The organism is Streptomyces koelreuteriae (assembly GCF_018604545.1).
GTDB classification, from domain to species: domain Bacteria; phylum Actinomycetota; class Actinomycetes; order Streptomycetales; family Streptomycetaceae; genus Streptomyces; species Streptomyces koelreuteriae.
This window is the reverse complement of record NZ_CP075896.1, coordinates 3,474,566-3,493,081: the sequence shown is the minus strand read 5'-3', so window position 1 is coordinate 3,493,081 and position 18,516 is coordinate 3,474,566. Positions and strand designations below refer to the sequence as shown.

The 18,516-nt window shown below is 70.7% G+C and carries 17 protein-coding genes; 7 read left to right on the top strand and 10 right to left on the bottom strand.

Annotated elements, in window-relative coordinates:
- Positions 1-48: 48 nt before the first annotated feature.
- Entirely contained in the window at positions 49-1,443 is a 1,395-nt protein-coding gene (locus KJK29_RS15510) for an FAD-binding oxidoreductase (RefSeq protein ID WP_215119755.1), read from the bottom strand.
- Positions 1,444-1,749: 306 nt separating this feature from the next.
- Between KJK29_RS15510 and hemB the strand changes: the two genes are divergently transcribed.
- Positions 1,750-2,748, top strand: coding sequence for a porphobilinogen synthase (hemB, locus tag KJK29_RS15505; RefSeq protein ID WP_215119754.1), 999 nt, complete (start codon positions 1,750-1,752; stop codon positions 2,746-2,748).
- Positions 2,749-2,761: 13 nt separating this feature from the next.
- On the opposite strand, the gene KJK29_RS15500 is transcribed toward hemB, so the two are convergent.
- Positions 2,762-3,433, bottom strand: a complete 672-nt coding sequence (locus tag KJK29_RS15500; RefSeq protein WP_215119753.1) for a DUF4232 domain-containing protein — start codon at positions 3,431-3,433, stop codon at positions 2,762-2,764.
- Between the two features lie 226 nt (positions 3,434-3,659).
- Here KJK29_RS15500 and KJK29_RS15495 point away from each other — a divergent pair, with 226 nt between their 5' ends.
- Positions 3,660-5,039, top strand: coding sequence for a helix-turn-helix domain-containing protein (locus KJK29_RS15495; RefSeq protein ID WP_251057813.1), 1,380 nt, complete (start codon positions 3,660-3,662; stop codon positions 5,037-5,039).
- A gap of 15 nt (positions 5,040-5,054) precedes the next feature.
- Here the strand turns inward: KJK29_RS15495 and KJK29_RS15490 are convergent, their stop codons facing one another.
- Positions 5,055-5,420, bottom strand: a complete 366-nt coding sequence (locus KJK29_RS15490) for a hypothetical protein (RefSeq protein ID WP_215119751.1) — start codon at positions 5,418-5,420, stop codon at positions 5,055-5,057.
- Between the two features lie 77 nt (positions 5,421-5,497).
- Between KJK29_RS15490 and KJK29_RS15485 the strand changes: the two genes are divergently transcribed.
- The gene (locus tag KJK29_RS15485) at positions 5,498-6,400 is read left to right on the top strand and encodes an SAM-dependent methyltransferase (protein ID WP_215119750.1); all 903 of its coding nucleotides are present in this window, start codon (positions 5,498-5,500) and stop codon (positions 6,398-6,400) included.
- Between the two features lie 21 nt (positions 6,401-6,421).
- On the opposite strand, the gene KJK29_RS15480 is transcribed toward KJK29_RS15485, so the two are convergent.
- Positions 6,422-7,237: a DUF4253 domain-containing protein gene (locus KJK29_RS15480; RefSeq protein ID WP_215119749.1), complete on the bottom strand. Its 816-nt coding sequence runs from the start codon at positions 7,235-7,237 to the stop codon at positions 6,422-6,424.
- An 80-nt stretch (positions 7,238-7,317) separates the two neighbouring features.
- Between KJK29_RS15480 and KJK29_RS15475 the strand changes: the two genes are divergently transcribed.
- Positions 7,318-7,818, top strand: coding sequence for a DinB family protein (locus KJK29_RS15475; RefSeq protein ID WP_215119748.1), 501 nt, complete (start codon positions 7,318-7,320; stop codon positions 7,816-7,818).
- Between the two features lie 52 nt (positions 7,819-7,870).
- Here the strand turns inward: KJK29_RS15475 and KJK29_RS15470 are convergent, their stop codons facing one another.
- Positions 7,871-8,704 carry a helix-turn-helix domain-containing protein gene (locus KJK29_RS15470; protein WP_215119747.1) on the bottom strand — a complete coding sequence of 278 codons (834 nt, stop codon included), beginning with the start codon at positions 8,702-8,704 and terminating at the stop codon, positions 7,871-7,873.
- Entirely contained in the window at positions 8,701-9,471 is a 771-nt protein-coding gene (locus KJK29_RS15465) for a peptidoglycan-binding protein (protein ID WP_215119746.1), read from the bottom strand. The genes KJK29_RS15470 and KJK29_RS15465 overlap by 4 nt, the downstream gene beginning before the upstream one ends.
- Before the next feature lie 307 nt (positions 9,472-9,778).
- Here KJK29_RS15465 and KJK29_RS15460 point away from each other — a divergent pair, with 307 nt between their 5' ends.
- The gene (locus KJK29_RS15460; RefSeq protein ID WP_215119745.1) at positions 9,779-10,162 is read left to right on the top strand and encodes a peptidase inhibitor family I36 protein; all 384 of its coding nucleotides are present in this window, start codon (positions 9,779-9,781) and stop codon (positions 10,160-10,162) included.
- A gap of 87 nt (positions 10,163-10,249) precedes the next feature.
- Here the strand turns inward: KJK29_RS15460 and argS are convergent, their stop codons facing one another.
- On the bottom strand, positions 10,250-12,004 hold the full coding sequence (gene argS, locus KJK29_RS15455) for an arginine--tRNA ligase (protein WP_215124298.1): 1,755 nt from the start codon (positions 12,002-12,004) through the stop codon (positions 10,250-10,252).
- 143 nt (positions 12,005-12,147) lie between these two features.
- Here argS and lysS point away from each other — a divergent pair, with 143 nt between their 5' ends.
- A complete protein-coding gene (lysS, locus tag KJK29_RS15450) occupies positions 12,148-13,890 on the top strand; it encodes a lysine--tRNA ligase (RefSeq protein WP_215119744.1) in 1,743 nt (580 codons plus the stop codon).
- A 43-nt stretch (positions 13,891-13,933) separates the two neighbouring features.
- Here lysS and KJK29_RS15445 read toward each other — a convergent pair whose 3' ends face one another.
- The 3 genes from KJK29_RS15445 to KJK29_RS15435 form a co-directional block, all read right to left on the bottom strand.
- Positions 13,934-15,169 (bottom strand): DUF2637 domain-containing protein, encoded by a 1,236-nt coding sequence (locus KJK29_RS15445; RefSeq protein WP_215119743.1) that lies wholly within the window; start codon positions 15,167-15,169, stop codon positions 13,934-13,936.
- A gap of 112 nt (positions 15,170-15,281) precedes the next feature.
- A complete protein-coding gene (locus KJK29_RS15440; protein WP_251057812.1) occupies positions 15,282-16,160 on the bottom strand; it encodes a DUF3558 family protein in 879 nt (292 codons plus the stop codon).
- Positions 16,161-16,294: 134 nt separating this feature from the next.
- Positions 16,295-17,146, bottom strand: a complete 852-nt coding sequence (locus KJK29_RS15435; RefSeq protein ID WP_215119741.1) for a DUF3558 domain-containing protein — start codon at positions 17,144-17,146, stop codon at positions 16,295-16,297.
- Between the two features lie 171 nt (positions 17,147-17,317).
- On the opposite strand from KJK29_RS15435, the gene KJK29_RS15430 reads away from it, so the two are divergent.
- Positions 17,318-18,511: an RtcB family protein gene (locus KJK29_RS15430; protein ID WP_215119740.1), complete on the top strand. Its 1,194-nt coding sequence runs from the start codon at positions 17,318-17,320 to the stop codon at positions 18,509-18,511.
- The last annotated feature ends 5 nt before the right edge of the window (positions 18,512-18,516 follow it).

Sequence of the window (18,516 nt, the reverse complement as noted above, 5' to 3'; positions counted from 1 at the left end):
CCCGTGCCGCCCCTAGCGGCACGCATGCCCGCAGCGGGGTGGGTGTGGCTAGGCGGGGGTTACCGCGTGGCCGTAGCGCAGTAGGTTCGTCGGGTCGTAGGTGGCCTTGTCGTGGCGTAGGCGGGCGTAGACCTCTGGGGTCCAGGCGCGGGCGATGTCCTGTTCGTCGCCCGGGGTGCCGTGGATGTTGACCATGGTGCGGCCCGTGCCGTGGGGCGCCATCGCGGTGTAGAGGCGGGCCGTCGCCTGTTCCAGGGCCTCGGCGGCGGGTGGGGCGGCCAGGATGCCGACCGATTCGAGGAGGTACCGCGCGTCGCGGGAGCAGACGGCGTCCTCGACGGCGGACGGGCGGGCCATCGCGCCGCCCATGTGGCGCAGCGAGACGACCAGCAGCGGGTGGTCGGCGCCGGCCGTGGGGCCGACCTGCTCCAGGAGCGTGCCGATGGCCTCCGGGGACAGGTCGCGCAGGAGCAGGCAGCACTCCCGGGCCGGGAGCGGGTCCTGGGGTTCCGTGTGGATGCGGTCCAGGGCCGCGTAGTCCATTTCCTCGACCGTGTCGACGGCCACGGGGGCCGCTTCGCGGAGCGGGGCGATCAGGGCCTCGCCCTCGGCCGTGTCGCCCGGCCAGGCGATCGCGACCCGGGCCCAGAAGCCGCCGCGCAGGGGCTCCGGGATCTGGGGCAGGGGCGGCAGGCGCAGGATCGAGAACATGCTGCACATCTCGTCCGGGACGGTGCGGGTCCAGTCCGTCCAGGTCCGCAGCAGGGCCGCCGTGTGTTCGCCGGGGCAGTAGATGCCACCGCCGTAGAGGCGGGCCAGGGGGAGCAGGTCGGTCACGAGTGAGGTGACGACGCCTACGTTGCCCTTGCCGCCGCGCAGGGCCCAGAACAGTTCCGGTTCGTGCCGGGGGTCCGTCTCGCGCAGGTGCCCGTCCGGGGTGACGACCTGGAAGGAGCGGACCAGGTCGGCGGCGTAGCCGTACGCGCGGCCGAGGACCGGGAGTCCGCCGCCCAGGGTGTAGCCGATGACGCCCGCGTCCGTGGAGGTGCCGCAGAGACCGGCCAGGCCGTGCGGGGCGGTGGCGGCCATGACGTGGCTCCACTTCGCGCCCGCGGCGATCGTGGCCGTGCGGGCGGTGGGGTCGGTGTGCACGTCTGTCATACGGGCGGTGTTGATCAACAGGCCCTGTTCTATGGGGAAGTTGGCGCCGTGGCCCGTCGCCTGGACGGCTACGGGGGTGTCGGTGGCCTTCGCCCAGCGCATGGCGGTGACGATGTCGTCGGGGCCGGTGGCTCCTATGACCACGTCGGGGGTGTGGAGGGCGGCCAGGTTGAAGCCGGTGACTTCGTCGGCGTAGGCGGGGTCGCCGGGGCGTAGGACCGGGCCGTGGATTCCTGACAGGGCGAAGAGGTCGGGGGTGTGGTGGGGGTGGGGGGCGGTCATCGCGTCCTCCGTGGATGGGCGTACGGAGGGACGGCGGCGGCGGGGGTTTTGGGGCCGGCCGTCGGGGTCCTTGTCCTTGCTGTTCCTTGGTTTCAGGATGGACCTGGGGGGTGGTGGGCGCACTTGGGGGGCTTCTGGGGTGCTCGGCGTGGGGGCTTAGGGCGGGTGGGTGCGCAGCCCGGCGGAGCGGGGTGCCGCTGCGCCCACCCGTGCCGCCCTTAGCGGCACGATTGCCCGCAGCTAAGCGGCTTCGCTCCGACATCCCGTCGGCATCGGGGCGTTTTGGGCGGGCGTAGCGTAGGTGGCATGACGACGTACGGTTCTTTTCCTGGTACTCGGCCGCGGCGTTTGCGGAGTAGCCCCGTCATGCGTCGGATGGTGGCCGAGACCAGGTTGCACCCCGCTGATTTGATTCTTCCGGCCTTTGTGCGCGAGGGCGTCAGTGAGCCGGTGCCGATCGGGGCCATGCCCGGGGTCGTGCAGCACACGCGGGACAGTCTGAAGAAGGCCGCCGCCGAGGCGGTCGCGGCGGGGGTCTCCGGGATCATGCTGTTCGGCGTGCCGGAGGAGTCGAAGAAGGACGGTCTCGGGACGCCGGGCACCGACCCGGACGGGATTCTGCAGGTCGCCCTCCGGGACGTGCGGGCCGAGGTCGGCGACGACCTGCTCGTCATGTCCGACCTGTGCCTCGACGAGACCACCGACCACGGGCACTGCGGAGTGCTGGACTCCGAGGGGCGGGTCGACAACGACGCGACCCTGGAGCGGTACGCCGAGATGGCCCAGGTGCAGGCCGATGCCGGGGCCCATGTGGTCGGGCCCAGCGGGATGATGGACGGGCAGGTCGGGGTCATCCGTGACGCCCTGGACCAGATCGGGCGGGAGGATGTCGCCATCCTCGCCTACACCGTCAAGTACGCCTCCGCGTTCTACGGGCCGTTCCGGGAGGCCGTCGGCTCGTCCCTGCAGGGGGACCGGAAGACCTATCAGCAGGACCCCGCCAATGTGCGTGACTCCCTGCGGGAGCTGGCCCTCGATCTCGAAGAGGGCGCCGACATGGTGATGGTCAAGCCGGCCGGGCCCTACCTGGACATCCTCGCCCGGGTCGCGGACGCCTCGGACGTGCCCGTCGCCGCGTATCAGATCTCCGGCGAGTACTCGATGATCGAGGCCGCCGCCGAGAAGGGCTGGATCGACCGGGACCGGGCGATCATGGAGTCCCTGACCGGCATCCGGCGGGCCGGTGCGCGCAACATCCTCACCTACTGGGCCACCGAGGTGGCCCAGAAGCTCAAGGAGCAGTAGGGCTCGGTCAGGCTCAGTAGGTCAGGGCCTCGTCCATGTCCCGCAGCCAGTACGTGGCCGTCAGCGAGCTGTCGTAGTACATGCCCTTGGCCGGGAGGGTCGGGAGTGCGGAGGGGCCGCCGTTGCTGTTCGGCGTGCGGCCCTGGAAGCCGACCTCGAGCTTGCGGCCGGTGGTGCCGCCGTCGCCGCTGCCGTCGGCCGCCGACAGCGTCACGCCCGAGTAGCCGGACTCGCCGGGGGCCAGGGTCGTGACCGCCTGCGGCTTGGAGTCCTCGATCGGCCGCGGGGCCCACTGCATCTCGTCGAAGCGCAGCACCGGGTAGTAGGTGAGGTCGCAGTACTTCGAGCCGGTGTTCTTGACCGTGATCAGCATGTGGTTGACGGGTCGGCGGACCGGCTGGGCCGTGACCGTGGTGTTGGTGCCGTTGCAGGAGACGCGGTTGGCCGGGTCGGCGGGGTCGGTGGGCTTGGCCGCCCCGGAGTTCCCGCCGTTCGTCTTGCCGGTCGTCCCGGACTGCGTGCCCTTCGTGTCGGTGGACGTCTGCTGGGGCGCGGTGGCCGCCGTCGTCGATGACGTCACCCGGGGCTTGGCCGCGCCCTCGTCCTGAGTGCCCGTGCCGTCCTCGCACGCCGTGAGGGCGAGCGCGGCCAGGAGGGCTACGGGGAGGGCGTGGTACTTGCGCATGAGTGGGTTCCCTTTCGGACAAAGGCGGTTGGCGAGAAGGCCCGAGCGAGCCGCCGACCGGTCGGCCGGGAGCGGCTGCTTGGATGGCCAGAGCTTGTGCGGTGATCCGTCCCGGCCGCCACACCCGGCGGACCATCAGGGACGCTGGAACGCCCGTACATGCTGTGACCTGGGGAAACGTCCCTGCCCTGGAACGGGTGAACGGGACATGGGGGATGGAGGAAGGGTGTCGGAAGGCACGGCCGCGGCGGAGTTCGCCGCGCTGCTGGGGGAGTTGAAGGAGCGCTCCGGGCTGAGCTACGGGGTGCTCGCCAAGCGGCTCCACATGAGTACGTCGACGCTGCACCGGTACTGCAACGGGGACGCCGTGCCCGCCGACTACGCGCCGGTGGAGAGGCTCGCCCGGCTGTGCAAGGCGTCGCCCGGGGAACTCGTCGAGCTGCATCGGCGGTGGGTGCTGGCCGATGCCGGGCGAGGGCGGAAGGGGGGTGGGGGCTCGGCCGAGACCGGGGTGGCAGGACCGGCGGCAGTGGCTCCGGCTCCGGGTGCCGAGGTTCCGGCTCCGGCTTCGGCTCCGGTTGCCGAGGCTCCCGCTTCGGGTCCCGAGCCTCCGGCCTCGGTCGATGATGCGCCGGCTTCGGAGGCGCCCCGGTCACGGCGTCCTCGGCCCGCCCTCCTCGCCGGTATCGCCGCGGCCGTCGTCCTGGGCGGGGTCGGGCTCGCCGTGGCCGTGCCCTCCGGTGGGGCGGACGGCGACGGGCGTCGGGGTGCGGCTGCCGTGTCCGACGAACGCCGGACGCCGGACGGCGGGTCGGACGCCTCGGCGTCGCCCTCGGGCCGTGCCTCCACCGACAGCGGCAAGGACAAGGACAAGGAGAAGGGCAAGAGCAAGGGCGAGGGGAAGGAGTCCGCCTCCGCGACCCCTGCCCCGCGCGCCCCCGCCGCCGGCGGCACCGGCGGACGGCCCGGCCGTACCGGCGCCCCGGCCTCCGGCCCTGTCCCCCTCACGGTGAACACCACCCCGCACGCCTGGGAAGATCCTTGTTCCCAGCGCTACTTGGTGAACCGGCCGCCGAGTCAGGTCGGGCCGCCGCCGCTGGAGCAGGACGCGCCGGCCTGGGTGGCGGCGAACGGGGCCGTTCCGTCGGGGCAGCAGTTTCTGAAGCTCACCGTGCAGGGCACGGGCAAGGAGACGGTGGTCGTCGACGGGCTGACGGTCCGTATGGCGGGCAAGCGGACGCCGCTCGCCTGGAACGACTACGCCATGGGCTATCCGGGCGTCGGCTGCGGCGGTGGCGTCCCGACGCGCTTCTTCACGGTCGCCCTGGACGCCGCGCGTCCCTCCGTCGTCCCCGAGGCGGGCCATGACGACTTCCCGTTCTCGGTGAGCCAGTCCGACCCGGAGGTCTACTACATCCGGGCCGACGCCTCCGCGTACGACGTCAGCTGGTATCTGGAGCTGCGCTGGTCCAGCGGCAGCCGGAGCGGCACGCTGACGGTGGACGACAAGGGCCGGCCCTTCCGCACGAGCGGGAACAACGGGCGTCCGGCGTACGAGTTCCCGCTGGGCGGTGAGAAGTGGGTCGAGGCAGGGACCACCGAGTGACCGGCCGGCCGGCTCTCAGTGGAACTCGTGGACCAGCTCGATCTCTCCGACGATGTGGGCGTTGAACTCGTCGAGTTCCTCGGCCGGTACCCAGAGTTCGAGGATCGTCTCGCCGCCCGCCTGCTGGACCGGGTAGCGGCTCAGGAAGCCGGAGTCGACCTCGAACCGGGTGACGTAGCCGGCACCGTCATGCTTGACGTTCCAGTCGCGGGCGATCCTGACGGCGTAGTCCTCGTTGAGGACCGGGTAGAAGATCGGCTGCTCGGGGAGCCGGGGCGGCCAGGCGCGCCAGTCGAGCTCCCGCACCAGGTCCAGTTCCTTGGGCCCGGTGGGACGCCACAGGGTCGTCGTCGCTCGCTCGCTGGTCCGCACGGGCACCATCAAATCACTTGAGGCGTTAGGTTGTTGACCGTCGAAGTGGTTGCTGATTGAACCACCTACTCTTCAGGGAGACGTCCATGCCCGGTGACGCGCTCAGCCAGGATCCCGCCGAGCTGCGGAGGAGGATCGACAGCAGCAAGGCGCACCCGGCGCGGGTCTACGACGTCTTCCTCGGGGGCAAGGACCACTACCCGGCCGACCGGGAGGCGGCCGCCGCCGGGCTCGCCGCCAATCCGCGCGGGTATCTCGACGTCCGGCACAACCGGGACTTCCTGCGCCGTGCGGTGACCACGCTGGTGGAGCAGGACGGCATCCGGCAGTTCCTCGACATCGGCACGGGGCTGCCGACGGCCGAGAACGTGCACCAGATCGCACAGCGCGTCGCCCCCGAGTCGCGGGTCGTGTACGTCGACAACGACCCGGTCGTGCTCGCGCACGCGCGGGCCCTGCTCACCAGCGGGCCCGAGGGGCGTACGGACTACATCGACGCCGATCTGCGGGACCCGGCCCGGATCCTCGAACAGGCCGCCAAGACACTGGACTTCGACCAGCCCGTCGCGCTGTGCCTGGTCGCGATCCTGCACTTCGTCGAGGACGGCGAGGCGTATCCGCTGGTGCGCGAGCTGCTCGACGCGCTGCCCGTCGGCAGCCGGCTGGTGCTCAGCCATCTCACCGAGGACCTCAACCCCGAGAAGATCCGCGCGGTCCAGCGGACGTACACCGAGCGGGGGTTCACCTTCGTGCTGCGGACCCGGGCGGATGTCGAGCGGTTCTTCACGGAGAACTTCCTGGAGATCGCCGACCCCGGCGTCGTCCCCGCGCACCGCTGGCGGCCCGACCACGCGGCCCCCGTCCCCGAGCAGCCGGAGGAGTCCTTCCTCGCGGGCCTCGACGACATCGAGAGGGTCCGCTACCGCGACATCAACGACGTGACGGACGCGGACATCAACGTCTATGCGGGGATCGGGGCCAAGGGCTGAGCCATCAGCGTCCCTGGGGGTTCAGTCCCACCAGAAGGGCCAGGTCGGCTGATCCCTGACCTGGCGCTCGGCGTATGACCGCAGGGTGGGGTCGGCGCTCTGCCGGATGTTGTCCGGGCAGAACGCGAAGTGCTCGGCGGCGACGGCCTCCGCCTCCGCGAGGGTGGTGGGCGGGGCGGCGACCGACAGCAGCAGATGGTCGAAGCCGAGGGCCACGACCCGTATGCCGAAGCGGTCCTCCCAGGAGCGCAGCACCGCGCTGATCCGGGCCGTGTCGCCCTCGTGGTGCGCCGGGCCCGTCCAGCCGATCGCCGTCGGGATGTCGGCGCTGCGGCGGGCCGGGACCAGGGCGAGACGGGGGTCCTTGAGCGGACCGCCGGCTTCTAGCAGCGAGTCCGCGACGGCCGCGGCGACCGCGTCCGGGTCCGGGGCCATGTCCGGGTCCGCGTCCGGGGCCGGGTCCTGAGTGGCGGGGGCGGCCGGCCCGGGCCATGTGTCGCCCTCCGCCGCGCACTCCTCCCAGTACTCCGCCAGCACCTCCTCGGCGTCGTGATCCCCGGGGTAGGACACCTCGCCGGGCATCAACTCCCAGCCGTCCGGCCCGCCGTGCCCGTCCCCCACGTCGAGGACGACCGGCAGCAGCCCGACCCGACGCGTCGGCTCCAGCGCCGTCCAGCCGCCCGGCACGGCCCGGTCCTGCGCGCACCACAGCAACGGTTCGTGCCAGGGGCCCTCGTCGGTGGTGTCGAGCAGGGTCCCGGCGGGGAGTTCAAGCCCCAGCGCGCGGCCGCTCGGGTCTGCCGCCAGGGTCGGGAGCGGGTTCGGAAGTGTCGCCATGGAGGTGACTGTAAATCCGACCACTGACAAGCGAACATCAGCGGACGCGAGCTGACCTAATTGCTCCCTACGGTCCTTCCATGACGACTTCCTCGGAGAAGACCGACCTGTCGTACGCGCTCGCCGAGCAGCGGGAACTGCTGCTGATCACCGTGCGCGGACTCGACGACGAGCAAGCCGCCCGGCGTACGACCGTGAGTGAGCTGACCCTGGGCGGGATCGTGAAGCATCTCGCTCAAGGGGAGGCGGCGTGGACGCGGATCATGGTCAAAAGCGACGGTGAACTGCCGGACGGCATGCTCGACATGGGGCAGTACCGCATGGCCGAGGGCGACACGCTCGACGGGCTGCTGGCGGCGTACACCGCGGCCGCGCGGGCGACCGACGAGGCCCTGGCCGGGCTGCCGGACCTGGACCATCGCGTGCCCCTGCCGATGACTCCCTGGTCGCCGCCGGAGCGCGAGTACTGGTCGGCGCGCCGGATCCTGCTGCATCTGATCCAGGAGACGGCCCAGCACGCCGGGCACGCGGACATCATCCGGGAGGCACTGGACGGTGCGAGCAGCACGGCTCAGCGGTGAGGCCGGGGACCAGGGGATACGGGGGATAACGGGGGAGGAGGGCGGTGATCCGTCAGACGCGGGCCTCGAAGCATTCGCGGCTGCCTCCCGTCACCGGGTGGAAGCAGGCCCGGACCGTCGCGCCGGGGGTCGCCTCGGTCATCGGGGTGTAGACGTAGGACTGCGCGGCGACGCCGTCCGTGATCCGGGCGGTGTGCGGGCGGCCCGTGTCTTCGCCGCCCGGGTCCATCTCCAGGCGGTCGCCGATGCGGGTGCTCCACATCCTCGCCCAACTCGCCCCGCACTCCGTGCTGTAGCGCAGTTCGAGGTGGGCTCCCGTGGACGTGCGGTGCGTGGCGAGGGTGAGCGGGTGGGTGCCGCACTTCATGGGCATCGGGTCCTGGCCCTCGCAGGTGGCTCCCTGGCAGCGGGGTGCCGGGGCGAAGGACGGCGGTGCGGAGGGGCGGCTGTCGCCGGTGTGGCCCGCGACGAGGACCAGGGCGATGGAGAGGCCGCCGGCCGCCAGCGCGCAGACCGAGGCGAGGACCGCCATGACCGTGCCCCTGCCGCCGACGGGATGCCCGGCGTCCGGGCCCGGGGGGTCCGCGGGCCCAGGCGCGTCCGTGGGCCGCGCCGCCGCCCGGCCGCTCCATTCCGACTCCGCGAGTTCCCACAGCGCCAGACAGCGGCCCTCCGGCTCGCCGGCCAGACGGCACAGCTCCCGCACCGCCTGGCCGGGCGGGAGCGTCTTGCCGTTGAGGTAGCGCTCCCAGGACGACTTGCTGAACGTGGTCTTCGCCGCGAGGGCCGCCAGGCTCAGTCCCGTGCCGGTGCGCAACTCCCGTAGAGCGGAGGCCAGTCGGGTGCGTTCCGGCGGCAGTGCGGAGGGCTGCGGGGCCCGTGTCATCGCCGCAGGGCCTTCCAGGTGTGCGGGCCGATGATGCCGTCCACGACCAGTCCGGAGTGCTTCTGCAACTCCTTGACCGCGCGTTGCGTGTGCGGGCCGAAGATGCCGTCCACGGCTCCCGGTGAGAAGCCCGCCTGATGCAGCAGACACTGCGCCTCCGCCACCTCCGGTCCGGCGTGGCCCTTCGCCAGGACGGCCTTCAGGGTGCGGCTGTTGCCCGTGTACCAGCGGCCGTCGATCCGCTCCGCGACGCAGGTGTAGGTGGGGCGCTCCGACCGCTTGGGCGACCCTGGGACCTGCGTGGCCGCGGACGCCGTGAGCGGGGTCACGGCCGCCTTGCCCGCGCCGTCCGTGAGCCGTACGGCGAGCAGGACCACGGTGGCGACGGCCAGCACCAGGGCCACCGACCCGGCGATGAGGGTGATGCGCAGCGCCCGGCCGTGCGGGCGGGGCGGCGGGCCGGTGCCGGGCCCGGCCGGCGGTCCGCGGTGCTCGGACGCCGTGCCCCATGCCTCGGCGGCGACCTCGTGCAGCGCGAGCAGCCGGGCCGGATCGTCACCGTCGAGCCGGGCCATCGCCTCGACGGCGTCCCTGGGCGGGAGCGACCGGCCGGACAGATAGCGCTCCCACGACGATGTGCTGTAGCCCGTCCTCGCCGCGAGCCGGCGCAGGCTCAGTCCGCTGTGGTCCTTGGCCCGGCGTAATCGCACCACCAACTGCCGCACACGCGGGTCGAGTTCTTCGGGCAGCCCTTTCCAACGCGACATGTTCCCCCCATTCGCGTTCGCGGACCGTGGTCAGCGGTCCCCTTACCGCCGCATTCTGCATCAGCATCCACGCGGAGCCCCATACATCGGTTCCGATCCCCCTGCCGCCCCCCACCGATTCGGCCACGCCCACCGCGAGTGTCCCGCCGTACCGTCCCGGCGGGTGGTGTCCGGGCAGGTCAGAGGGTGGGACGTCCCGTGCGGGCGTCACTTCCGGGGCGGATGTGGTGGAGCGGGGCTCCCGGCCCGCAGTCTCGTTGTCGAGCCGGCCGGTGCGGTCGGCCCGTCCACGAAGGGGGAACAGCACATGCGAATGACCAGGAAGCTCGCCGTCATGGCCGGGGGGATCGCGCTGACCGGTGGTCTGCTCGCCGGCAACGCGGGTACGGCCGGTGCGGCGGAGGCCTCGCCCCAGGCGGCGTCGGACTGTCCGTCGGGCTGGTTCTGCGTCTGGGCCGGCAAGAACTACACCGGCCGCATGCAGAAGGTCGAGGGGAAGAACGCGGACCTCACCCCCTTCGTGGTCTTCCAGGGCTTCAAGTCCTGGTACAACCACGGCAGGTCCTGTGACTACAAGTGGTACACGGAGAAGAACTACCGCGGCGACACCGGAGTTCTCGCACGGGGCGTCAAGGGCACCGGCGACACCGTCTGGTTCCAGAAGTCCAACGAGTGGGTCAACTGCCGCTGACCGGCGGCTCTCCACCACGCCCGAGGGCGGCACTCCACGGGGGAGTGCCGCCCTCGGCCTGTCGTCAGGGCCCGGCCCCGACCCGGTTCAGAGCCGCTCGGGCGTCCGGATGCCCAGCAGGGCCATGCCCTGGTGGAGGGTGCGGGCCGTGATGTCGCAGAGGAACAGGCGGTTCTCGATCTGCTCGGGCGTCTCGGCCTTGAGGACCGGGCACTTGTCGTAGAACGACGTGTACAGCGACGCCAGCTGGTACAGATACGCGGCCAGCTTGTGCGGGGCGTACTCCGCGGCGGCTTCGAAGACCGTGTCGCCGAACGCGTCCAGGTGCAGACCGAGCGCCCGCTCCGCCGGGGCGAGTTCGAGCTCCGGGTGCGCGGCCGGCGACGCCCCGCCCGCCTTGCGCAGGATCGACTGGATCCGGGCGTACGCGTACTGGAGGTAGACGGACGTGTCGCCGTTCAGCGACACCATCTGGTCCAGGTCGAACTTGTAGTCCCGGTTCGGCGACGTCGACAGGTCGGCGTACTTCACGGCGCCGATGCCGACCTGCGCGGCCCGCTCCTGGATCTCGTCCTCGGTGAGGTCCTGCGCCTTCTCCCGGACGACCTCGGCGGCCCGCTGCACGGCCTCGTCCAGCAGGTCCTCAAGACGTACGGTCTCGCCCTCACGCGTCTTGAACGGCTTGCCGTCCGCGCCGAGCACCGTGCCGTAGCCCATGTTGTGCGCGCTGACGCCGTCGCTCAGCCAGCCGGCCCGGCGAGCCGTCTCGAAGACCATCTTGAAGTGCAGCGACTGGCGGACGTCCACGACGTACAGCAGGGACGAGGCGTGCAGGTCCTGGACCCGGTTGCGGATCGCCGTCAGGTCGGAGGCCGCGTAGCCGAAGCCGCCGTCGGCCTTCTGCACGATCAGCGGGACACGCTGGTCGTCCTTGCCGCGGATCTCGTCGAAGAAGACCACGAGCGCGCCCTCGGAGCGTTCCGCGACGCCCATCTCCTCCAGGAGGCGGGCGGTCTCGGGCATGCCCTCGTTGTACGCGGACTCGCCGACGATCTCGTCGTCGCGGATCTCCATGTCGAGCTTCTCGAAGACGGAGTAGAAGTAGACCTTCGACTCGTCCACGAACTGCTGCCACAGCTCCAGCGTCTCCTTGTCGCCGGACTGCAGGGCGACGACCCGCCCCCGGGCCCGCTCCTTGAACTCCTCGTCCGCGTCGAACAGCGCACGCGACGCCTTGTACACCCGGTTCAGGTTGCTCATCGCCTGCTCGCCGTCGACGTCGGCCGCGGGGGCCAGCTCGCCGGGGTGCTCGAACAGGTACTGGATGAGCATGCCGAACTGGGTGCCCCAGTCGCCGATGTGGTGCCGGCCGATCGTCTTCTCGCCGGTGAAGTCGAGCATGCCGCGCAGGGCGTCGCCGATGACCGCCGACCGCAGGTGGCCGACGTGCATCTCCTTCGCCACGTTCGGCTGGGCGTAGTCGACGACCGTGATGCCCGCGTTCTCCTTCAGCGGCACGCCGAGGCGCTCGCCGTCCGCGTGCCGCGCGGCGAGGTTCTCGGTGATCGCCCGGTCGGCGATCGTGATGTTGAGGAAGCCGGGTCCTGAGACCTCGACGTCCTTGATCACATCACCGGTGACGATGGCGCCGACGACCTCCGTCGCCAGCTCCCGGGGGTTCGACTTGGCCTTCTTGGCGAGGGCGAGGATCCCGTTGGCCTGGAAGTCGGCCCGGTCGCTACGTCGCAGCAGCGGGTCGGCGTCGGCCTCCGGCCGGGTGGCCGACAGGGCGTTCGCGAGACGCTGCTGGACTTGATCGGTGAGCGACGTGACCGAGGTCATGGGATGGATGCCGTTCTCCTCGTGGGAATCGATAGACACGCTCAGTATCCCACGGGGGGTAAAGCCGTTTTCCCGGGCGGGATGCCGTCTGGGAGAATGGGCACCGGCCGTTGACCGTACGGCTGCCCTGGAGAAAGAAGGACGTGCCGATCGTGGCTCAGAGCACCGAGACCACCGACTGGGTCTCCCGTTTCGCGGATGAGGTCATCGAGGAGTCGGAGCGTCGGGCCCCGGGCAAACCCGTCGTCGTCGCGTCCGGACTCTCACCGTCCGGCCCCATCCACCTCGGGAACCTGCGCGAGGTCATGACCCCGCATCTCGTCGCCGACGAGATCCGCCGCCGGGGCCACCAGGTGCGGCACCTGATCTCCTGGGACGACTACGACCGGTACCGCAAGGTCCCGGAGGGTATCGCCGGTGTCGACAAGTCGTGGGCCGAGCACATCGGCAAGCCGCTGACCTCCGTCCCGGCGCCGGAGGGCTCCTCGTACCCGAACTGGGCCGAGCACTTCAAGGCCGCGATGGTCGAGTCGCTGGCCGAGCTGGGTGTGGAGTTCGACGGGATCAGCCAGACCGCGCAGTACACCTCCGGGGTGTACCGCGAGCAGATCCTGCACGCCATCAAGCACCGCGGCGACATCGACGCGATCCTCGGCCAGTACCGGACGAAGAAGGCCCCGGCCAAGAAGCAGCAGCAGAAGCCGCTCGACGAGGCCGAGCTGGAGGCCGCCGAGGGCTCCGGCGCGGCCGGTGAGGACGACGGCAGCTCCGGCACGGCCGGGTACTTCCCGTACAAGCCGTACTGCGGCAACTGCGAGAAGGACCTCACCACCGTCACGTCCTACGACGACGACTCCACCGAGCTGACGTACGCCTGCACCGCGTGCGGCTTCTCGGAGACGGTCCGGCTGAACGAGTTCAACCGCGGCAAGCTGGTCTGGAAGGTCGACTGGCCGATGCGGTGGGCGTACGAGGGCGTCGTCTTCGAGCCGAGCGGTGTCGATCACTCGTCTCCCGGGTCGTCGTTCCAGGTCGGCGGGCAGATCGTCGGGATCTTCGGCGGGCAGCAGCCCATCGGGCCGATGTACGCCTTCGTCGGCATCAGCGGCATGGCCAAGATGTCGTCCTCGCGGGGCGGCGTGCCGACCCCGGCGGACGCCCTGAAGATCATGGAGCCGCAGCTGCTGCGCTGGCTGTACGCCCGGCGCCGGCCCAACCAGTCCTTCAAGGTCGCCTTCGACCAGGAGATCCAGCGGCTGTACGACGAGTGGGACCGGCTGGACGCCAAGGTCGCCGACGGCAGCGTCCTGCCGGCCGACGCGGCCGCGCACGCGCGTGCGGTGGGTACGGCCGCCGGTGACCTGGTGCGGACGGCCCTGCCGCTCCCGTACCGGACGCTGGCGTCCGTCGCCGACATCACCGCCGGGCACGAGGACCAGGCGCTGCGCATCCTCAGCGAGCTGGACCCGGAGCAGCCGCTGACCTCGCTGGACGAGGCGCGGCCGCGGTACGACAAGGCCGAGGCCTGGATCAACACGCACGTGCCCGCCGACCAGCGGACGATCGTGCGCGACGAGGCCGACGCGGAACTGCTGAAGTCCCTCGACGAGGCCTCTCAGCAGTCGCTGAGGCTGCTGCTCGACGGGCTCGCCGAGCACTGGTCGCTCGACGGGCTGACGCATCTCGTCTACGGCGTGCCGAAGGTGCAGGCCGGGTTCTCGGCCGACGCGACGCCGAAGGAGCTGCCGCCGGAGATCAAGACGGCTCAGCGGTCCTTCTTCGCGCTGCTGTACCACCTGCTGGTCGGGCGGGACACCGGGCCGCGGCTGCCCACGCTGCTGCTGGCGGTGGGGCAGGAGCGGGTTCGGGCGCTGCTCGGGGAGTAGCTGACGGTGTGAGGAAGGGGCCCTGTTCTCAGGGCCCCTTTTCTCATGCGATGTGCTCGTCCGTCATCTCCGCGTTGAGGCGGTTGGAGAAGCGGTTCACCATGCGCTTGGACTCGGCCTCTTCCAGGGTGATGCCGTAGGTCGCCTCGACATCGGCGATGAATCCACGGGGAGTGGGGGCTCCGTTGCCGCCCTTCGTCGACTCGCGGAAGGCCCGGTAGTAGTCCTCCTCGGTCGGTTCCGGGGGGCCGCCGCCGTCGCCGAGTTCCCGGGTGCGGTTGGGGCCCACCGGGATGGGGAAGCTGCCGGTGTCTTCGGGGGTGGGTGCCTGTTCGACCGGGGGCTCGTACGGGGGTTCATATGGGGGCTCGTACGGAGGGTCATACGAGGGCTCGTACTGCTCGGTGTCGTACGTCGGGTCGTAGCCGCCCTGGTACTCGACCTCGCGAGGGGTGTTGAACCACGGGCTCTGGTCCGGTTCGGGTACGTCGTCCACGTACTCGGCGTTTCGGTTGCTCTCGAGCTGTGGGCGCTGCTCGCTGTGAGGTGCCGTTCGCTGCGGGTCGGCTTCCAGCGCCGACTGGTGCTGCTTCGGGGCCGGGGGGAGCAGCGCGGGCTCTATGCCCGCCGCCGCCAGACCCGCCGGGGCCGTCTCCGCGAGCGGGACGCCGTAGCGCGCCAGCCGCAGCGGCATCAGGGACTCCACCGGCGCCTTGCGGCGCCAGCCGCGGCCGTACCGGGAGCGGAGGCGGGCCTGGTAGACGAGACGTTCCTGCTCCAGCTTGATGACCTGGTCGTAGGAGCGCAGCTCCCAGAGCTTCATGCGGCGCCAGAGGAGGAACGTGGGGCCGGGGGAGAGCAGCCAGCGGGTGAGGCGGACGCCCTCCATGTGCTTGTCGGCCGTGATGTCGGCGATCCGGCCGATCGCGTGGCGGGCCGCCTCGACCGCGACCACGAACAGGATCGGGATCACCGCGTGCATGCCGACGCCGAGCGGATCCGGCCAGGCGGCCGCGCCGTTGAAGGCGATCGTCGCCGCGGTCAGGAGCCACGCCGTCTGGCGGAGCAGGGGGAACGGGATCCTGATCCAGGTGAGGAGCAGGTCCAGGGCCAGCAGGACGCAGATGCCCGCGTCGATGCCGATCGGGAAGACGTAGGAGAAGTTCCCGAATCCCTTCTGCAGGGCCAACTCGCGGACCGCGGCGTACGAACCGGCGAAGCCGATGCCGGCGATGATCACGGCACCGGCCACGACCACGCCGATGAGAACGCGGTGCATCCGAGTCAGTTGTGGCGCGGCCACCCGTCTTCCCCTCCCCTTGCGTGCTGTTGCGCGCAACAGGGTGGCACATGTGTGCGGAGGACGGGTGGCCGGTTCCGGTCGGTGGTGTTCAGCTCTTCTTGGCGGGCGACTTCGAAGGCGACGCGGAGGAGTCCTTGGGGGCCCCCTTCGAGGCTTCCTTCGAGGGCTCCTTGGACGGGGACTTCGACGCCGGCTTGGACGGGTCGCCGCCGGGCTTGCCGCCGCCCGCGCCGTTCGCCTCGGACACCGCGGCGACCGCTTCCTTCGCGGCCTTCTCGGCGTCCTTCGCCAGGTCGTCGGCGCTCGGGGACTTGTCGCCGGCCAGGCCGGCGCCGTTGTAGTCCAGGGTGACGACGACGTTCTCGACGCGTGCCACGACCGTCTGCTGCTTGAAGGTGCCTTCCTTCTTCTTCAGGTCGTAGCGCACGGCCGTCGCCTGGTCGCCGGTGTCGGCGACCGGCTCCGACTTGACGCCCTTGGCGCCCTCGGAGGCCTGGACGTCCTGGACCTGCTTCTCGTAGTACTGCTGGGCCAGCTTCTCGCCCGAGCCGCGCGCGGCGTCCGACTCGAAGCGCAGCATCGACACGTTCAGCCAGCGGAACTGCGAGCCCTTCACGCCGTTGTTGTCGAGGCTGTTCCAGGAGCAGCTGCCGCGCGTGGAGATATCGTCCGACTTGCCCTCCTTGCCGGACTTGCTCTCCGGAACGAGGTCCTTCAGCGTCTTCTTCGACAGTGCCTTGCAGGACTCCGGAAGCTTGTCGTACGCCGCCGCCTCGACGGTCGGCGACGGGCTCGCCGACGCCGAAGCCGCCGCGTTCGCGGCCTTGTCCGTGGTGTCGCCGGAGCCGGAGTCCGAGGAGCAGCCGGCGGCGACCAGCATCACGGGGACGGCGGCCGCGCAGACAAGGACGCGGTTGAGTCGCTTCGCTCGCTGGTCCTGCTGGTCTCGCTGTGCTCGTCGCTGCATGGTTCCTTCACTCATGACGCTCGTGGTTCCCTGCGGTCGGAACGGGGCCGAGTGGTCACCGTACGCGGTGAGGCGGAGGTGTGGCCTTCCTTCGGGTGCTTTGCGGGTGTGCGTGAAGGGGGCGTGAAGGGGCCTCAGTCGCTCAGCGAATCGGCCAGCTGGGAGGCCAGTTTCTGGGCCCTGTCCTGCAATTCCTTGCTGTCCGGGACGACGCCGACGGTGGCCGGCTGTTCGACGTACTCGATGGTCACGATGACATTGGACGTGCGGAACGCCACAGTCACCGTGCGCTGCTTGGCGGTCGAACCGGAGCTGCTCAGCTCGTCGTCGATGAAGGCCTCGTCGCCGAAATCCTCCAGCACGCGCGGCTGGAGTTCGGTCGGGGTGGCGGAGGGCGACGAGGAGCCGGAGGGGGAGGACGGGGAGGACGGGGAGGAGGTCGAGCCGGGGGAGTCGCTCGGGGCGGCCGAGGAGCCGCCGGCCGGGGTGCTGCCCGCGGCGGGGGACTCCGAGGTCGCCGACTCGGTGGCCGTCGGCTCGGGGAGGTGGGCCGCGGCCTCCCGCTCCGCGAAGAGCTGCTCGGCCTGGTTGTCGTCGCTGACGGAGTTGTCGTAGGAGACGACCCGTTCGAAGTCGATGAGGAGATGGTCGGTGGCCTGCGGGCCGTCGACCTTCCACTGGCAGCCGACCTTGCGGTCGGTGTCGAACGTGACGGTCGGCTCGCCCTCGTAGGCCTTCTCGCGCTGCTCGCCGTCGGTGATCTGCCGCAGGCCGGGCAGGAGTTCGTCGAGCATGCTCTCGCCGACGGCGGTGCAGGGCTCGGGAAGCGTGCGGTAGCGGCCCGGCTCGGCGGCGGGCGAAGCCGTGCCGGTGTCGCCCGGGTTGGAGCCGTCCGTCGTGCCGCCGTCGTCCGAACTGCCGGTGCAGCCGGCCAGCAGGGCCGCGAGGAGCGCGGCGATACCGGGTACGTACGCCTTCCGTTGCACGTGGTGGCTCCTCTCGGGGCGGATATTGGCTTGCCGTCGCCGGGCAGCCGATGAACACAATGTGTATCGCACGCACTGCCGTGAACGCCGGTCCGGATTCCCTTTCGTAGACCTTGGCTCCGGTATTTGCTCTTGAAGACTTCTGTTCGCTTACGGGGGATTGAGGACGCTATGTCGTATGTAGAGGTACCTGGTGCGAAAGTACCGATCCGGATGTGGGCCGACCCCGCCTCGGTCGAGGAGGGCGCGCTCCAGCAGCTCCGGAACGTCGCCACCCTGCCCTGGATCAAGGGCCTCGCCGTCATGCCCGACGTGCACTACGGCAAGGGCGCGACGGTCGGTTCGGTCATCGCGATGCAGGGTGCGGTGTGCCCGGCGGCGGTGGGGGTCGACATCGGCTGCGGGATGTCCGCGGTGAAGACGTCCCTGACGGCGAACGACCTGCCCGGGGATCTGTCGCGGCTGCGGTCGCGGATCGAGCAGGTCATTCCGGTGGGCCGGGGGATGCATGCCGACGCCGTCGACCCGGGGCGGCTGCACGGGTTCGGTACGGCCGGGTGGGACGACTTCTGGGGGCGGTTCGACGGGGTCGCCGAAGCGGTCAAATTCCGTGCGGAACGCGCCACGAAGCAGATGGGAACGCTCGGCGGAGGAAACCACTTTGTCGAAGTCTGCACTGATACGACCGGTTCTGTCTGGCTGATGCTGCACTCCGGTTCCCGGAACATCGGCAAGGAACTGGCCGAGCATCACATCGGCATCGCCCAGAAGCTCCCGCACAACCAGGGCCTGGTCGACCGCGACCTCGCCGTCTTCGTCGCGGACACCCCGCAGATGGCGGCGTACCGCAACGACCTGTTCTGGGCGCAGGAGTACGCGAAGTACAACCGCTCGATCATGATGGCGCTCCTCAAGGACGTGGTCCGCAAGGAGTTCAAGAAGGCCAAGCCGGTCTTCGAGTCGGAGATCAGCGCGCACCACAACTACGTCGCCGAGGAGCGCTACGACGGGATGGACCTGCTCGTGACCCGCAAGGGCGCGATCCGGGCCGGCTCCGGCGATTACGGCATCATCCCCGGCTCCATGGGCACGGGTTCGTACATCGTGAAGGGCCTCGGCAACGACAAGTCCTTCAACTCGGCCTCGCACGGCGCCGGCCGGCGCATGAGCCGCAACGCGGCCAAGCGGCGCTTCTCGACCAAGGACCTGGAGGAGCAGACCCGGGGCGTGGAGTGCCGCAAGGACTCCGGCGTCGTGGACGAGATCCCCGGCGCCTACAAGCCCATCGAGCAGGTCATCGACCAGCAGCGGGACCTGGTGGAGGTCGTGGCGAAGCTGAAGCAGGTTGTTTGCGTGAAGGGCTGACGCGC

Excerpts from the sequence above, each read along its gene's own strand:
- KJK29_RS15510 (WP_215119755.1), bottom strand. The coding sequence starts at position 1,443 with ATGACCGCCCCCCACCCCCACCACACCCCCGACCTCTTCGCCCTGTCA.
- hemB (WP_215119754.1), top strand. The coding sequence starts at position 1,750 with ATGACGACGTACGGTTCTTTTCCTGGTACTCGGCCGCGGCGTTTGCGG.
- KJK29_RS15500 (WP_215119753.1), bottom strand. The coding sequence starts at position 3,433 with ATGCGCAAGTACCACGCCCTCCCCGTAGCCCTCCTGGCCGCGCTCGCC.
- KJK29_RS15490 (WP_215119751.1), bottom strand. The coding sequence starts at position 5,420 with ATGGTGCCCGTGCGGACCAGCGAGCGAGCGACGACGACCCTGTGGCGT.
- KJK29_RS15485 (WP_215119750.1), top strand. The coding sequence starts at position 5,498 with ATGCCCGGTGACGCGCTCAGCCAGGATCCCGCCGAGCTGCGGAGGAGG.
- KJK29_RS15480 (WP_215119749.1), bottom strand. The coding sequence starts at position 7,237 with ATGGCGACACTTCCGAACCCGCTCCCGACCCTGGCGGCAGACCCGAGC.
- KJK29_RS15475 (WP_215119748.1), top strand. The coding sequence starts at position 7,318 with ATGACGACTTCCTCGGAGAAGACCGACCTGTCGTACGCGCTCGCCGAG.
- KJK29_RS15470 (WP_215119747.1), bottom strand. The coding sequence starts at position 8,704 with ATGACACGGGCCCCGCAGCCCTCCGCACTGCCGCCGGAACGCACCCGA.
- KJK29_RS15465 (WP_215119746.1), bottom strand. The coding sequence starts at position 9,471 with ATGTCGCGTTGGAAAGGGCTGCCCGAAGAACTCGACCCGCGTGTGCGG.
- KJK29_RS15460 (WP_215119745.1), top strand. The coding sequence starts at position 9,779 with ATGCGAATGACCAGGAAGCTCGCCGTCATGGCCGGGGGGATCGCGCTG.
- argS (WP_215124298.1), bottom strand. The coding sequence starts at position 12,004 with ATGACCTCGGTCACGTCGCTCACCGATCAAGTCCAGCAGCGTCTCGCG.
- KJK29_RS15445 (WP_215119743.1), bottom strand. The coding sequence starts at position 15,169 with ATGCACCGCGTTCTCATCGGCGTGGTCGTGGCCGGTGCCGTGATCATC.
- KJK29_RS15440 (WP_251057812.1), bottom strand. The coding sequence starts at position 16,160 with ATGCAGCGACGAGCACAGCGAGACCAGCAGGACCAGCGAGCGAAGCGA.
- KJK29_RS15430 (WP_215119740.1), top strand. The coding sequence starts at position 17,318 with ATGTCGTATGTAGAGGTACCTGGTGCGAAAGTACCGATCCGGATGTGG.